The organism is Enterobacter cloacae complex sp. SHL001 (genome assembly GCF_049236825.1).
In the GTDB taxonomy this organism is placed as follows: domain Bacteria; phylum Pseudomonadota; class Gammaproteobacteria; order Enterobacterales; family Enterobacteriaceae; genus Enterobacter; species Enterobacter hormaechei_C.
On the sequence record NZ_JBMKIP010000009.1, the window covers coordinates 61,569 to 74,763 of the forward strand.

Below are 13,195 nucleotides of genomic sequence, written 5' to 3' on the forward strand. Positions count from 1 at the left end.
GGTCGGGTCCTTTCTTAAGTCATTAGCGAGGAGTGTAAGAAAGGGAAGAAATAGCCACCTTCTCGCCACTGACAGCCCAAATCTCGCGCTGGCAAGAAAGCAAAGATGAACGTGAGGGAGTTCACAGTTTCCAGTAATGGCGGGGTTTGCAGGCAGTGTGACGCTGACCGCATTTCCTGATCTTTCCGTCTGTTTCTTGAAAAACCGACAGCTTTTGCGCGGTTTGCTGTCAAAAATTTAAGGTGAGCGTGGAAGGCCTTAATTACTATTTTGAGAACTTTTCTCATTGGTGGGGGCCGTTATGACCGTACTGCACAGCGTCGATTTTTTTCCTTCGGGGGCTTCGCCGGTCGCGATTGAGCCACGGCTGCCTCAGGCTGCGTTCCCGGAGCATCATCATGATTTTCATGAAATTGTGATTGTTGAGCACGGAACGGGCATCCACGTGTTTAACGGTCAGCCGTATACCATCAGCGGCGGTACGGTGTGCTTCGTGCGCGATCACGACAGGCACCTGTATGAACATACCGACAACCTTTGCCTGACCAATGTGCTCTATCGTTCTCCGGATGCGTTCCAGTTTCTCTCCGGGCTGAATCAGCTGTTGCCGCAGGAGAAGGACGGTCACTACCCCTCGCACTGGCGGGTGAATCAGTCCACGTTGCAGCAGGTGCGTCAGCTGGTGAGCCAGATGGAGCAGAGCGAGGATGGACAGGAGACGCACGCCATTGCTACCCGCGAGCTGCTGTTTATGCAGCTGCTGGTGCTGCTGCGGCGCAGCAGCCTGGTGGAAGGGCTGGAAAATAACGACGCGCGCCTGAATCAGCTGATGGCCTGGCTGGAAGATCATTTTGCCGAAGATGTCTGCTGGGAAACGCTGGCGGATGACTTTTCGCTCTCGCTGCGCACGCTGCATCGTCAGCTCAAGCAGCATACCGGGCTGACGCCGCAGCGCTACCTCAACCGTCTGCGCCTGATCAAAGCGCGGCACCTTTTACGTCATACCGACGAAAGCGTCACCGATATCGCCTATCGCTGCGGATTCGGCGACAGTAACCACTTTTCGACGCTTTTTCGCCGGGAGTTTAACTGGTCGCCGCGCGATATTCGTCAGGGGAAAGACGCGTTGCTTCAGTAACGCGAGGGCAGTCACCGTTTTTTTGCTGCAAAAAGGCTAATAATGTCCGGTTATTCGCCGTAGAGGTTGTGGTGTGGCTGCTCAGCTCATTCTTCGCAAAGATGATTTTTTTGCCTCCGCGAGTCAGGCCGTCGCGGTGGCCGACCGCTACCCGCAAAACGTCTTTGCCGAGCACACCCACGAGTTTTGCGAGCTGGTGCTGGTATGGCGAGGCAACGGCCTGCACGTCCTCAACGACCGCCCCTACCGCATCACGCGCGGAGACCTGTTCTACATCCGCGCTGAAGACAAACACTCCTACGCCTCGGTTAACGATCTGGTGTTGCAGAACGTCATCTACTGCCCCGACAGACTTAAACTGAATGTCGACTGGGCGGGCAATATCCCCGGTTTTCATGATGCCAGAGGCGAACCGCACTGGCGCTTAAGCAGCAACGGCATGGCTCAGGTGCGCCAGACGATTTCCCAGCTGGAGCAGGAGAGCCAGAAGAGCGATCCGGTGGCAAACCAGATGTCGGAGCTGCTTTTTGCCCAGCTGGTGATGACCCTGAAGCGGCATCGTTACGCTACGGATAATCCCTCTGCTACCACACAGGAAGCGCTGCTGGATAAGCTCATCACCCGGCTTGCGGGCAGTCTGAACAAGAGTTTCGTGCTGGAAAAATTCTGCGAGCAGGAGCAGTGCAGCGAGCGCGCGCTGCGCCAGCAGTTCCGCACCCAGACGGGGATGACGGTCAACCACTATCTGCGCCAGCTGCGCATCTGCCACGCCCAGTACCTGTTACAGCATACGGAGCTGATGGTGAGTGAAGTGGCGATGCGCTGCGGCTTTGAGGACAGTAACTACTTTTCGGTGGTGTTTAACCGTGAGGTGGGGATGACGCCGGTTCAGTGGCGTCATCGCAGTCGAAAGGCAGCGTAATCAGTTCGCCATGCCGAGGCCGACGATATTGGCCGCAATGATAATCACCACACAGCCCAGGCTCAGCACGCCAACCGGACGACGCCCGGCGTTGTTCCACTCTTTCAGCACCAGCCCAACCAGCCCGCCGCACAGCACGTAGAAGCTCATGTGCAGCATCCAGCTCATGTAGTCATACTGCGCCGGAATACTGGCGTGACCCCAGGCGTAGAAGAAGAATTGCAGATACCACATCAGACCGCCGAGGGCGGAGAGCAGGACGTTGGTGACGATCAGCGGTTTTGCCAGCGAGAAGTCGGCTTTTACCGACAGGTTCTTCACTTTTGCCAGACGAATGAAGCAGAAGCCGAGGTTTACCAGCGCGCCGCCGCCCATGATCACCACGTAGCTTGGCAGGGCAACGTACAGCGGATCGACGCCCAGCGCCGCAGCGGCGTCGTGCATCGGTTTGGCGGCGTTCATGGCGAACGACATGCCCGCCGAGAATACGCCGCACATCACCGCCAGCAGCAGCCCTTTCTTCAGGTTGAACTCTTCGGCTTTGATGCCCATCTTGCGTTCTTTCAGCTGGCCTGCGCTGGTGACGATGCCCACGCCGATCACCGCCACCAGCACGCCCAGCAGCGTCATTCGCCCGCCCTGAGTGTTGATCAGCACGTCGAAGTGGCCGTTGAGGATTGGCGTCATCAGGGTGCCAACAATCAGCGTAATGCCAATCGCGATGCCAATCCCCATCGACATGCCTAGGTAGCGCATGGTGAGGCCGTAGTTGATATTACCGATGCCCCACATCGCGCCGAACAGGAATACCGGCAGCAGGGTGGAGGCGTTGAAGGAGGAGAAGTAGCCCCAGAAATCGGGCAGCAGCATGGCGCTGATTGTCCACGGCAAAATCAGCCAGGACACGGTGCCGCCAACGGACCACATGGTTTCCCATGACCAGCCTTTCACCTTTTTAAACGGGGCATAGAAACAGGCTGCACTGGCCGCGCCTATCAAATGCCAGAAAATACCCATCGTAATCGCATGATTCATTTTTACATCCTCATCGTTTTTATAGCCGGAGGCTTCCCGCCGACTTGATGAGTGTAAAAATGAGGCGGTTTGGGAACCTTCAGAAGGTTGCCGCACTTTTGTTCAGGATGGCAATCAGCACGTTAAGCACGTGAGCAGACTCACAATTTTGTCATTTATCAAAAATCTAATAACCTTATAAAAACTACGGCATTGATAATCATTTTCAATATCATTTAATTAACTATAATGAACCAACTGCTTACGCGGCATTAACAGCTGTGCCGCCCGACAATAATGGAGAGGATTATGAGTTATACACTGCCATCCCTGCCGTATGCCTACGACGCACTGGAACCGCATTTCGACAAGCAGACGATGGAAATCCATCACACTAAACACCACCAGACCTATGTGAACAACGCGAATGCTGCGCTGGAAAGCCTGCCAGAGTTCGCTAATCTGCCTGTTGAAGAGCTGATCACCAAACTGGACCAGCTGCCGGCAGACAAGAAAACCGTGCTGCGCAACAACGCGGGCGGTCACGCTAACCACAGCCTGTTCTGGAAAGGCCTGAAAACCGGCACCACCCTTCAGGGCGACCTGAAAGCGGCTATCGAGCGTGACTTCGGTTCCGTTGACAACTTCAAAGCGGAATTCGAAAAAGCCGCTGCAACCCGTTTCGGCTCTGGCTGGGCGTGGCTGGTCCTGAAAGGTGACAAACTGGCGGTCGTTTCTACCGCTAACCAGGACTCCCCGCTGATGGGTGAAGCTATCTCTGGCGCATCCGGCTTCCCAATTCTGGGTCTGGACGTGTGGGAACACGCTTACTACCTGAAGTTCCAGAACCGTCGCCCTGACTACATCAAAGCCTTCTGGGATGTAGTGAACTGGGACGAAGCAGCAGCGCGTTTCGCCGCTAAAAAATAAGGTTGCATTGACGCCTGTGAGAAGCGAGTCTGATGACTCGCTTTTTTGTATCTGAAGGAGTGGAGATGCATTACCCGGTGAATGTGTTTACAGGCAAGGTAAGGGAGTACGAAGGCAGCCGCCCGAGCGCCATCGGCAAAGTGCAGGTCGACGGTGAGCTGACGTTGACCGATCTCGGGCTTGCGGGTGACCAGCAGGCTGAAAAGAAAATCCACGGCGGGCCCGATCGCGCGCTGTGCCACTATCCGCGCGAGCACTATCAGCACTGGAAAGCCGAATTTTTTGAACAGGCGGACCTCTTCGTCGCCCCCGCGTTTGGCGAAAATCTCTCAACGGAGGGGCTGACGGAGAAGAACGTCTTTATCGGCGATATTTACCGCTGGGGCGATGCTTTGATTCAGGTCACCCAGCCGCGCTCACCGTGCTTTAAGCTTAATTACCATTTCGGCATTCAGGATATGTCGGCCCAGCTGCAAAACGCGGGTAAAACCGGCTGGCTGTATCGCGTTGTGCAGGCGGGACAGGTTTCGGCGGATGCGCCGCTTGAGCTGGCTTCGCGCTTGAGTGAGGTGTCGGTATACGAGGCCTGCGCAATTGCCTGGCATATGCCGTTTGATGACGAGCAGTATCACCGCCTGCTGTCAGCGGCGGGATTATCCACCAGCTGGACCAGAACGATGCAGAAGCGGCGGTTAAGCGGCAAGATCGAGAGCAGTTCGCGGAGATTGTGGGGGAAAGAGGTTCCGTAGAAAGTAGGCCGGGTAAGGCGAAGCCGCCACCCGGCACATACGGTTACGAACGCTTATACAGCGGCAGCCACAGCGTTAACCTCAGCCCGCCCAGCGGGCTGTCATCGGCTTTCACCCAGCCACGGTGCTGTTGCATGGCGGTTTCAACAATTGCCAGACCTAGCCCCGTACCACCAGATTCACGGTCGCGCGCCTCGTCGGTGCGGTAGAACGGACGGAAAATCTGCTCGCGATCTTCCGGACTGACGCCAGGACCATCGTCATCGACAATGACGGTAATCCCGTCTTTATCCACCGAAAACGCCACTTCAATCTTCGTGTGCGAATAGCGCAGGGCGTTACGCACGATATTCTCCAGCGCGCTTTCCAGCGTGTTGGGGTTACCGTAGAGCGGCCACGGGCCCGGCGGGAAGTTGACGGTGAACGATTTGCCCATCTGCTCCGCTTCGAACGCCGCGTTGTCCAGCACCTCATGCCAGAGGTGATTGGCTTTCACCGTTTCGCTCACCAGCGCGTTTTTCTGCTGATTGCGCGACATCACCAGCAGATCGTTGATCATGCTGTCCAGGCGATGCGCTTCCGTCTCAATACGCTCCAGCTCTTTGCTCTCACCGCTGCGGCGGCGCAGCAGGGCGGTACCCAGCTGTAAGCGCGTGAGCGGCGTCCGCAGCTCGTGGGAGATATCCGACAGCAGGCGTTGCTGCGCGGTCATCATGCGGTCAAGAGCAGAGACCATCTGGTTAAAACTGGTTCCGGCGGCCAGGAACTCCTGCGGCCCGGATTCCAGCTCCGGATGTTGCCTCAGGTTGCCCTGCGCCACTTCGTCCGCCGCATTTTTCAGCTTACGCGCCGGTTTCGCCAGGCTCCACGCCAGCCATAACAGCAGCGGGGAACTGACCAGCATCGTGACAATCAACAGCAAAAGCGGACGGTCAAACAGCAGGTTGATAAAGTCGGACTGGGAACTGCTCGCAGGGCGAATCAGATAGAGCTGGTAATTGTCTTCCCCATCCCGCACCGAGAAAGGACCGACCATCTCTACCCGACCATATTTCTTTTTCTGTGGGTGATCGGCATTATCCGCCTGGCCAATAAAGTTGCGGATAATCTGCATTTCATTGCGATCGGCCCCAATCACGCGGCCTTCACTGGTGACCAGTAAAAGACGTTGTCCGGGGGGCGCCCACTTGTCGATAGCGCGAAACAACCTGCGCCACCACATTAAATCGTTCGGCGGATCGTTTGCCAGCTCCGCTTCCACGTGCTGCTCGATCATCACGCCCTGACGTTGCTCGCTGTCGAGTAGCTCCGTCATCTGGCGTGAGTCGAGTTTTGGCAACATCAAAACGAGCATTAAAACCAGTGCCAGCGTCAGCCAGAAGATGGCGAAGATGCGGGCGGTTAAGCTGCCTATCATGAAGCGGAAACCATCAGATAACCGCGACCACGCAGGGTTTTAAACCATGGGTGACCGTCTTTACGCTCCGGCAGCTTACGGCGCAGGTTAGAGATGTGCATGTCGATGGCGCGGTCAAACGGGGTGAGGCGTTTGCCGAGCACTTCCTGGCTTAAGTGTTCACGCGACACCACCTGGCCGAGATGCTGCGCCAGCAGATACAGCAGGGTGAACTCGGTGCCGGTTAGCTCCAGCGTTTCACCGTCGAAGCTCGCTTCCTGGCGGCCCGGGTTCAGGCTCAGGGAGTCCACTTCCAGCGTAGGTGAGCTGTTGTCGGTATTCTGCTGCTGCTCGCTCCAGTGAGAGCGGCGCAGGATCGCGCGAATACGGGCCACCAGTTCACGGTCGTTGAACGGCTTAGGTAAATAGTCATCCGCACCCAGCTCAAGGCCGAGTACGCGGTCAAGCTCGCTGCCGCGTGCAGTCAGCATAATGACGGGGGTCTGGTGTGTCTGGCGAAGCTCTTTCAACGTATCAATACCGTTTTTCTTCGGCATCATGACGTCGAGCAAAAGTAAATCGATGCTGTCGTCAAGGAGACTCAGCGCCTGCTCGCCGTCATGGGCAACCAGGACGTTGAAACCTTCCATGTCGAGCAACTCCTTTAAAAGAGATGTGAGCTCTCGGTCATCATCAACTAACAGGATTTTATTCATTGTTTAAATACCTCCGAGGCAGAAATTACGACATCAAGGCTATCTAATCCATGACTTTACGTTGTTTTACACCCCCTGACGCATGTTTGCAGCCTGAATCGTAGACTGTCTCTCGTTGAATCGCGACACGAAAGATTTTGGGAGCAAGTGATGCGCAAAGTTACCGCTGCCGTCATGGCCTCAACGCTGGCCTTCAGTGCGTTTAGCCAGGCTGCTGTAGCTATCATCAGCGATAACGGTTCCTCAGCAGAGGGCGCAACGCAGCACAGCAGCCAAAGCCATATGTTTGACGGCATAAGTTTAACCGAACATCAGCGTCAACAGATGCGAGATCTGATGCAGAGGGCAAGACACGACCAGCCCCCTGTTAATGTTAGCGAAATGGAGACAATGCATCGCCTTGTCACCGCAGAAAATTTTGACGAAAGCGCTGTACGCGCTCAGGCCGAAAAAATGGCGCAGGAACAGGTTGCCCGCCAGGTAGAGATGGCGAAGGTTCGCAACCAGATGTTCCACCTGCTAACGCCCGAGCAGCAAGCGGTTTTGAATACCAAACATCAGCAACGTATGAATCAGTTGCGTGAGGTTGCACGGATGCAGCGAAGCTCAGATATGACGCTTTTCAGTAGCAATAGCAGTACCCGTAGTAACCAGTAAACCCTGTTTTCCTTGCCATAGACACCATCCCTGTCTTCCCCCACATGATGTGGGGGTTTTTTTTGCCCCATTGTTCAGGTTTGTTAACGCTTTATTCATCCTTTCACTCCACCACCATCCGTTATACTAGCGCCATGGCATGACAGGAGTGTTTATGAATCAATCCTATGGACGGCTGGTAAGCCGGGCCGCAATAGCCGCGACGGTGATGGCGTCGTGTTTGCTGATCATTAAAATTTTCGCGTGGTGGTACACCGGGTCGGTCAGTATTCTGGCGGCACTGGTGGATTCACTGGTGGATATTGCCGCCTCGCTGACCAACCTGCTGGTGGTGCGCTACTCGCTGCAACCGGCGGATGAAGAGCATACGTTTGGCCACGGCAAAGCGGAATCGCTGGCCGCGCTGGCACAAAGCATGTTTATTTCGGGCTCTGCGCTTTTCCTGTTTTTGACCGGTATTCAGCATCTTATTTCGCCTTCTCCGATGAACGATCCGGGCGTTGGCGTGGTCGTAACGGTAGTTGCACTTATAAGCACACTTGTTCTTGTAACGTTCCAGCGCTGGGTTGTACGCAAAACACAAAGCCAGGCTGTACGGGCCGATATGCTTCATTATCAGTCTGATGTTATGATGAATGGGGCTATTCTTATTGCGCTTGGTCTGGCCTGGTATGGCTGGCATCGGGCCGATGCTTTGTTTGCGTTAGGGATAGGGATCTATATTTTATACAGCGCCTTGCGGATGGGGTATGAAGCGGTACAGTCGCTTCTTGACCGTGCGCTTCCGGATGCAGAACGTGATGAAATTTATGCCATCGTGACCAACTGGCCTGGCGTCAGTGGTGCTCATGATCTTCGTACGCGGCAGTCAGGGCCGACCCGCTTTATTCAGATTCATTTGGAAATGGAAGACAACCTGCCACTGGTTCAGGCGCATATGGTCGCTGAACAGGTGGAGCAGGCGATTTTGCAGCGTTTCCCTGGGTCAGACGTCATTATTCATCAGGATCCGTGCTCTGTCGTACCCAGGGCGTTTTGAGCTTTCGTAATTCGTTGTAAAAAAGTGAGCCAGAGCAGCATTTTGTGGATAAATTACCACCATATGGCCTGACCTGAATCAATTCAGCTGGAAGGGATTGATATACTATTTGCAGTATTCGACGGTTGAACAGTTTCTTCCGGCAGCAGATTTCAATTTTGCATTCCTAAGTTCAGAGGTAGTCATGATTAAGAAAATCGGTGTGTTGACAAGCGGCGGTGATGCGCCGGGCATGAACGCGGCAATCCGTGGGGTTGTCCGTGCAGCGCTGACGGAAGGTCTGGAAGTTTTTGGTATCTATGACGGTTACCTGGGTCTGTATGAAGACCGCATGGTTCAGCTCGACCGCTACAGCGTGTCTGACATGATCAACCGTGGCGGTACTTTCCTCGGTTCTGCACGCTTCCCGGAATTCCGTGACGAACACATCCGTGAAGTGGCTATCGAAAACATGAAAAAACGGGGTCTGGATGCGCTGGTGGTTATCGGCGGCGACGGCTCCTACATGGGTGCAAAACGTCTGACTGAAATGGGCTTCCCGTGCATCGGCCTGCCTGGCACCATCGACAATGACATCAAAGGCACCGACTACACCATCGGTTACTTCACCGCGCTGGGTACCGTTGTGGAAGCGATTGACCGCCTGCGTGACACCTCTTCCTCTCACCAGCGTATTTCTATTGTTGAAGTGATGGGCCGTTACTGCGGTGACCTGACTCTGGCGGCGGCAATTGCCGGTGGCTGTGAGTTCGTGGTGGTGCCGGAAGTGGAATTTAGCCGTGAAGATCTGGTCGCTGAAATCAAAGCCGGTATCGCGAAAGGTAAGAAACACGCCATCGTTGCTATCACCGAGCACATCTGTGACGTTGACGAGCTGGCGAAGTACATCGAAACCGAAACCAAACGCGAAACCCGCGCGACCGTTCTGGGTCACATTCAGCGTGGTGGTTCCCCAGGCCCGTACGACCGTATCCTGGCGTCCCGCATGGGCGCGTACGCGATCGAGCTACTGCTTCAGGGCCACGGCGGCCGCTGCGTCGGTATTCAGAACGAGAAACTGGTTCACCATGACATCATCGACGCCATTGAAAACATGAAGCGTCCGTTCAAAGGTGACTGGCTGGACTGCGCGAAAAAACTGTACTGATTGGCTCTGTTGCCCGGTGGCGGCAAGGTAAATGCAAAACGGTAACCCTTGGGTTACCGTTTTTTATGGTTGCTCCCTCTCCCGTGGGAGAGGGTTGGGGTGAGGGCATCAGGCCGCTCATTCACTTTTTTTTATTCCTGCACGTTATAGCCAATCTTTTTTTATTCTTTAATCATCGGTTAGCTTTCTGGCACGCTGCATTCATCAAAACACTACACAAGAGAGCTGGGCGATGAATAAATGGGGCGTGGGGTTAACATTATTGCTGGCATCGACCAGCGTTCTGGCAAAGGACATTCAGTTACTGAACGTGTCGTACGATCCGACGCGTGAACTGTACGACCAGTACAACAAAGCTTTCGCGGCGCACTGGAAACAGGAAACCGGCGATAACGTGGTGGTTCGCCAGTCTCACGGCGGTTCCGGTAAGCAGGCGACATCGGTGATCAACGGTATTGAAGCCGATGTGGTTACCCTGGCGCTGGCTTATGACGTGGACGCGATCGCGGAGCGTGGCCGTATCGACAAAAACTGGATCAAGCGTCTGCCGGACAACTCTGCGCCATACACCTCGACCATTGTCTTCCTGGTGCGTAAAGGCAACCCGAAACAGATTAAGGACTGGAACGACCTGATTAAGCCAGGCGTGTCTGTCATTACCCCGAACCCAAAAAGCTCCGGCGGCGCACGCTGGAACTATCTGGCAGCCTGGGGCTACGCGCTGCACCACAACAACGGCGATCAGGCCAAAGCACAGGACTTCGTCAAAGCACTGTTTAAAAACGTCGAAGTGCTGGACTCCGGCGCGCGCGGTGCAACCAACACCTTCGTCGAACGCGGCATTGGCGACGTGCTGATCGCCTGGGAAAACGAAGCCCTGCTGGCGACCAACGAGCTGGGTAAAGACAAGTTCGAGATCGTCACCCCGAGCGAATCCATCCTCGCTGAGCCGACCGTCTCCGTCGTCGATAAGGTTGTTGATAAGAAGGGCACCAAAGCGGTGGCGGAAGCCTACCTGAAGTACCTCTACTCACCGGAAGGGCAGGAAATTGCGGCGAAAAACTTCTACCGCCCACGCGATGAGGCCGTCGCGAAGAAATACAAAAACGCCTTCCCGAAACTGAAGCTGTTCACTATTGATGATGTGTTTGGCGGCTGGACCAAAGCGCAGAAAGAGCACTTCTCTAACGGCGGCACCTTCGACCAGATCAGCAAGCGCTAAGCGTTTTACAAAGAACGACACGGTAACCCGGTGTGAGAAATCCGCCGGGTTTTTTATTTGGTCATCATTTTGCGTTACTCTTTTGCCTCTATTGAAAACAGGGAACGCGTTGTGAAAAAAATTATCTTACTGATTCTGATCGTTATCGCCCTTGCCGCAGGCGGCGTGTACTGGATGAAAGCGGGTAATCCGAATGCGTTGCGTCATATCGTTCTCGACCAGTGTGTGCCCAACCAGCTGCATAACCGTAACCCGGCACCGTGTGCGCAGGTGAAGCCAGATGCGGGCTACGTGGTGTTCAAGGACCGCAACGGGCCGCTGCAATACCTGCTTATGCCCACGTACCGTATCAACGGCACCGAAAGCCCGCTGCTGACTGAGCCGCAGACACCGAATTTCTTCTGGCTGGCATGGCAGTCTCGCCATTTTATGAGTATGAAACGGGGGGCCGACGTGCCTGACAGCGCCGTTTCGCTGACCATCAACTCCCCGACCGGGCGCACGCAAAACCATTTTCATATCCACATCTCCTGTCTGCGCCCAGACGTGCGCGAGAAGCTGAACGCGTCGCAGGGGCAAATCAGCACCCAGTGGTTACCGCTTCCGGGCGGGCTGGAAGGGCATGAATACCTTGCCCGTCGGGTGACGGAGAACGAACTGGTGCAGCGCAGCCCGTTTATGATGCTGGCGGAAGAGCTGCCGGAAGCCCGCGATCATATGGGACGCTTCGCGCTGGCGATGGCACAGCAGTCGGACGGCTCGTTTGTATTGCTGGCGACAGAGCGTAACCTGCTTACCTTTAACCGCGCGTCGGCTGAGGAATTGCAGGATCATCAATGCGATATCCTGAAGTGACCCCACCATAAATAGCGTTTACTCGCCCTGCCTGTCGCCGTAGACTTGCTGAAAAATTCTACAGGAGACAGGTATGTCGCTCTGGTTAACGCATCCTCTGCTGCTTCCCTCGCTGATCGTCGGCGTCACCATCGTGCTGTGGGCGACGTCACTGTTGCCGGAATTTATCACCGCGCTGCTGTTTTTCACGGCGGCGATGACCGCCAGAATCGCCCCGCCGGAAGTGATCTTCGGCGGCTTCGCCTCGTCTGCCTTCTGGCTGGTGTTCAGCGGCTTTGTGCTGGGCGTGGCGATTCGGAAAACCGGCCTGGCGGACAGGGCCGCCCGGGCGCTGTCGGCAAAGCTTACCGACTCCTGGGTGCTGATGGTGGCGAGCGTTGTGCTGCTGAGCTATGCCCTGGCATTCGTGATGCCGTCGAACATGGGACGTATTGCGCTGCTGATGCCGATTGTCGCCGCGATGGCGAAGCGGGCCGGCATTCCTGATGGCTCGCGGGCCTGGTTTGGCCTGGCGCTGGCGGTCGGGTTTGGCACCTTCCAGCTCTCGGCCACTATTTTGCCCGCCAACGTGCCCAACCTGGTGATGAGCGGCGCGGCGGAAGGCTCATACGGTATCCACCTCAACTATGTCCCGTATCTGCTGCTGCACACCCCGGTGCTGGGTATTCTCAAAGGCCTGATTCTGATTGGCCTGATCTGCTGGCTGTTCCCCGGCAACCCGAAACCGGCGAAGGATCTCACGCCATCGGAACCGATGGGGCGTGACGAAAAACGACTCGCCTGGCTGCTGGCGGTGGTGTTGACGATGTGGGTGACGGAGAGCTGGCACGGCGTTGGGCCAGCGTGGACGGGGCTGGCGGCCTCGGTCATCGTTATGCTGCCGCGCATCGGTTTTATCACCGGGGAAGAGTTCTCGGCGGGGGTGAATATGCGCACCTGTATTTACGTCGCGGGTATACTCGGGCTGGCCATTACGGTGACGCAGACCGGTATCGGTGCGGCCGTAGGCGAGGCGTTGCTCCATATCATGCCGCTGGATGCAGACCGCCCGTTTACCAGCTTCCTGGCGCTGACGGGGATCACCACGGCGCTCAACTTCATTATGACCGCCAACGGCGTTCCTGCGCTGTACACCACGCTGGCGCAGAGCTTCTCGGACGCGACCGGCTTCCCGCTGCTGTCGGTGATCATGATTCAGGTGCTGGGGTATTCCACGCCGCTGCTGCCGTATCAGGCGTCGCCGATTGTAGTGGCGATGGGCTTAGGGAAAGTGCCTGCGAAGGCGGGGATGCTGCTTTGTCTGGCGCTGGCGATTGCGACGTATCTGGTGCTGCTGCCGCTGGATTATTTGTGGTTTAGCGTGTTAGGTCGTTTGTAGGGCGGGTTAGCGAAGCGCCACCCGCCACAAAG

13 protein-coding genes are annotated in these 13,195 nt (G+C 55.9%); 10 read left to right on the forward strand and 3 right to left on the reverse strand.

Annotated features, from left to right (window positions below; genetic code table 11):
- Nucleotides 1–301 precede the first annotated feature (301 nt).
- Both rhaS and rhaR read left to right on the forward strand, forming a co-directional pair.
- A complete protein-coding gene (gene rhaS / locus ACOTYH_RS19540; RefSeq protein WP_015569934.1) occupies nt 302–1,138 on the forward strand; it encodes an HTH-type transcriptional activator RhaS in 837 nt (278 codons plus the stop codon).
- 73 nt (nt 1,139–1,211) lie between these two features.
- The gene (gene rhaR, locus ACOTYH_RS19545) at nt 1,212–2,060 is read left to right on the forward strand and encodes an HTH-type transcriptional activator RhaR (protein ID WP_017382695.1); all 849 of its coding nucleotides are present in this window, start codon (nt 1,212–1,214) and stop codon (nt 2,058–2,060) included.
- Here rhaR and rhaT read toward each other — a convergent pair whose 3' ends face one another.
- The gene (gene rhaT, locus ACOTYH_RS19550) at nt 2,061–3,095 is read right to left on the reverse strand and encodes an L-rhamnose/proton symporter RhaT (protein ID WP_421637870.1); all 1,035 of its coding nucleotides are present in this window, start codon (nt 3,093–3,095) and stop codon (nt 2,061–2,063) included.
- A gap of 288 nt (nt 3,096–3,383) precedes the next feature.
- Here rhaT and sodA point away from each other — a divergent pair, with 288 nt between their 5' ends.
- Together sodA and yiiM are read left to right on the forward strand one after the other, a co-directional pair.
- Nucleotides 3,384–4,004 (forward strand): superoxide dismutase [Mn], encoded by a 621-nt coding sequence (gene sodA, locus ACOTYH_RS19555; protein WP_003861999.1) that lies wholly within the window; start codon nt 3,384–3,386, stop codon nt 4,002–4,004.
- Between the two features lie 65 nt (nt 4,005–4,069).
- Nucleotides 4,070–4,753, forward strand: coding sequence for a 6-hydroxyaminopurine reductase (yiiM, locus tag ACOTYH_RS19560; protein ID WP_058688872.1), 684 nt, complete (start codon nt 4,070–4,072; stop codon nt 4,751–4,753).
- A gap of 43 nt (nt 4,754–4,796) precedes the next feature.
- Here the strand turns inward: yiiM and cpxA are convergent, their stop codons facing one another.
- Nucleotides 4,797–6,170: an envelope stress sensor histidine kinase CpxA gene (gene cpxA / locus ACOTYH_RS19565; protein ID WP_015569937.1), complete on the reverse strand. Its 1,374-nt coding sequence runs from the start codon at nt 6,168–6,170 to the stop codon at nt 4,797–4,799.
- Nucleotides 6,167–6,865 carry an envelope stress response regulator transcription factor CpxR gene (gene cpxR / locus ACOTYH_RS19570; protein WP_003862004.1) on the reverse strand — a complete coding sequence of 233 codons (699 nt, stop codon included), beginning with the start codon at nt 6,863–6,865 and terminating at the stop codon, nt 6,167–6,169. The genes cpxA and cpxR overlap by 4 nt, the downstream gene beginning before the upstream one ends.
- 150 nt (nt 6,866–7,015) lie before the next feature.
- Here cpxR and cpxP point away from each other — a divergent pair, with 150 nt between their 5' ends.
- From cpxP to ACOTYH_RS19600, 6 genes are all read left to right on the forward strand, one after another.
- Nucleotides 7,016–7,522 carry a cell-envelope stress modulator CpxP gene (gene cpxP / locus ACOTYH_RS19575; protein ID WP_003862006.1) on the forward strand — a complete coding sequence of 169 codons (507 nt, stop codon included), beginning with the start codon at nt 7,016–7,018 and terminating at the stop codon, nt 7,520–7,522.
- 154 nt (nt 7,523–7,676) lie between these two features.
- Complete coding sequence (gene fieF, locus ACOTYH_RS19580; RefSeq protein WP_017382698.1) at nt 7,677–8,561, forward strand: CDF family cation-efflux transporter FieF; 885 nt, start codon at nt 7,677–7,679, stop codon at nt 8,559–8,561.
- Nucleotides 8,562–8,745: 184 nt separating this feature from the next.
- Nucleotides 8,746–9,708 (forward strand): 6-phosphofructokinase, encoded by a 963-nt coding sequence (gene pfkA / locus ACOTYH_RS19585; protein WP_003862009.1) that lies wholly within the window; start codon nt 8,746–8,748, stop codon nt 9,706–9,708.
- A 232-nt stretch (nt 9,709–9,940) separates the two neighbouring features.
- Nucleotides 9,941–10,930 carry a sulfate ABC transporter substrate-binding protein gene (locus ACOTYH_RS19590; RefSeq protein WP_045907096.1) on the forward strand — a complete coding sequence of 330 codons (990 nt, stop codon included), beginning with the start codon at nt 9,941–9,943 and terminating at the stop codon, nt 10,928–10,930.
- Between the two features lie 111 nt (nt 10,931–11,041).
- On the forward strand, nt 11,042–11,785 hold the full coding sequence (locus ACOTYH_RS19595; RefSeq protein WP_003862014.1) for a CDP-diacylglycerol diphosphatase: 744 nt from the start codon (nt 11,042–11,044) through the stop codon (nt 11,783–11,785).
- A 73-nt stretch (nt 11,786–11,858) separates the two neighbouring features.
- Entirely contained in the window at nt 11,859–13,163 is a 1,305-nt protein-coding gene (locus tag ACOTYH_RS19600) for an SLC13 family permease (RefSeq protein ID WP_023304636.1), read from the forward strand.
- Nucleotides 13,164–13,195 lie beyond the last annotated feature (32 nt).

Bases quoted from the DNA above. Each gene is read 5' to 3' on its own strand.
- rhaS (WP_015569934.1), top strand. From the start codon at position 302: ATGACCGTACTGCACAGCGTCGATTTTTTTCCTTCGGGGGCTTCGCCG.
- rhaT (WP_421637870.1), bottom strand. From the start codon at position 3,095: ATGAATCATGCGATTACGATGGGTATTTTCTGGCATTTGATAGGCGCG.
- sodA (WP_003861999.1), top strand. From the start codon at position 3,384: ATGAGTTATACACTGCCATCCCTGCCGTATGCCTACGACGCACTGGAA.
- yiiM (WP_058688872.1), top strand. From the start codon at position 4,070: ATGCATTACCCGGTGAATGTGTTTACAGGCAAGGTAAGGGAGTACGAA.
- cpxA (WP_015569937.1), bottom strand. From the start codon at position 6,170: ATGATAGGCAGCTTAACCGCCCGCATCTTCGCCATCTTCTGGCTGACG.
- cpxR (WP_003862004.1), bottom strand. From the start codon at position 6,865: ATGAATAAAATCCTGTTAGTTGATGATGACCGAGAGCTCACATCTCTT.
- cpxP (WP_003862006.1), top strand. From the start codon at position 7,016: ATGCGCAAAGTTACCGCTGCCGTCATGGCCTCAACGCTGGCCTTCAGT.
- fieF (WP_017382698.1), top strand. From the start codon at position 7,677: ATGAATCAATCCTATGGACGGCTGGTAAGCCGGGCCGCAATAGCCGCG.
- pfkA (WP_003862009.1), top strand. From the start codon at position 8,746: ATGATTAAGAAAATCGGTGTGTTGACAAGCGGCGGTGATGCGCCGGGC.
- ACOTYH_RS19590 (WP_045907096.1), top strand. From the start codon at position 9,941: ATGAATAAATGGGGCGTGGGGTTAACATTATTGCTGGCATCGACCAGC.
- ACOTYH_RS19600 (WP_023304636.1), top strand. From the start codon at position 11,859: ATGTCGCTCTGGTTAACGCATCCTCTGCTGCTTCCCTCGCTGATCGTC.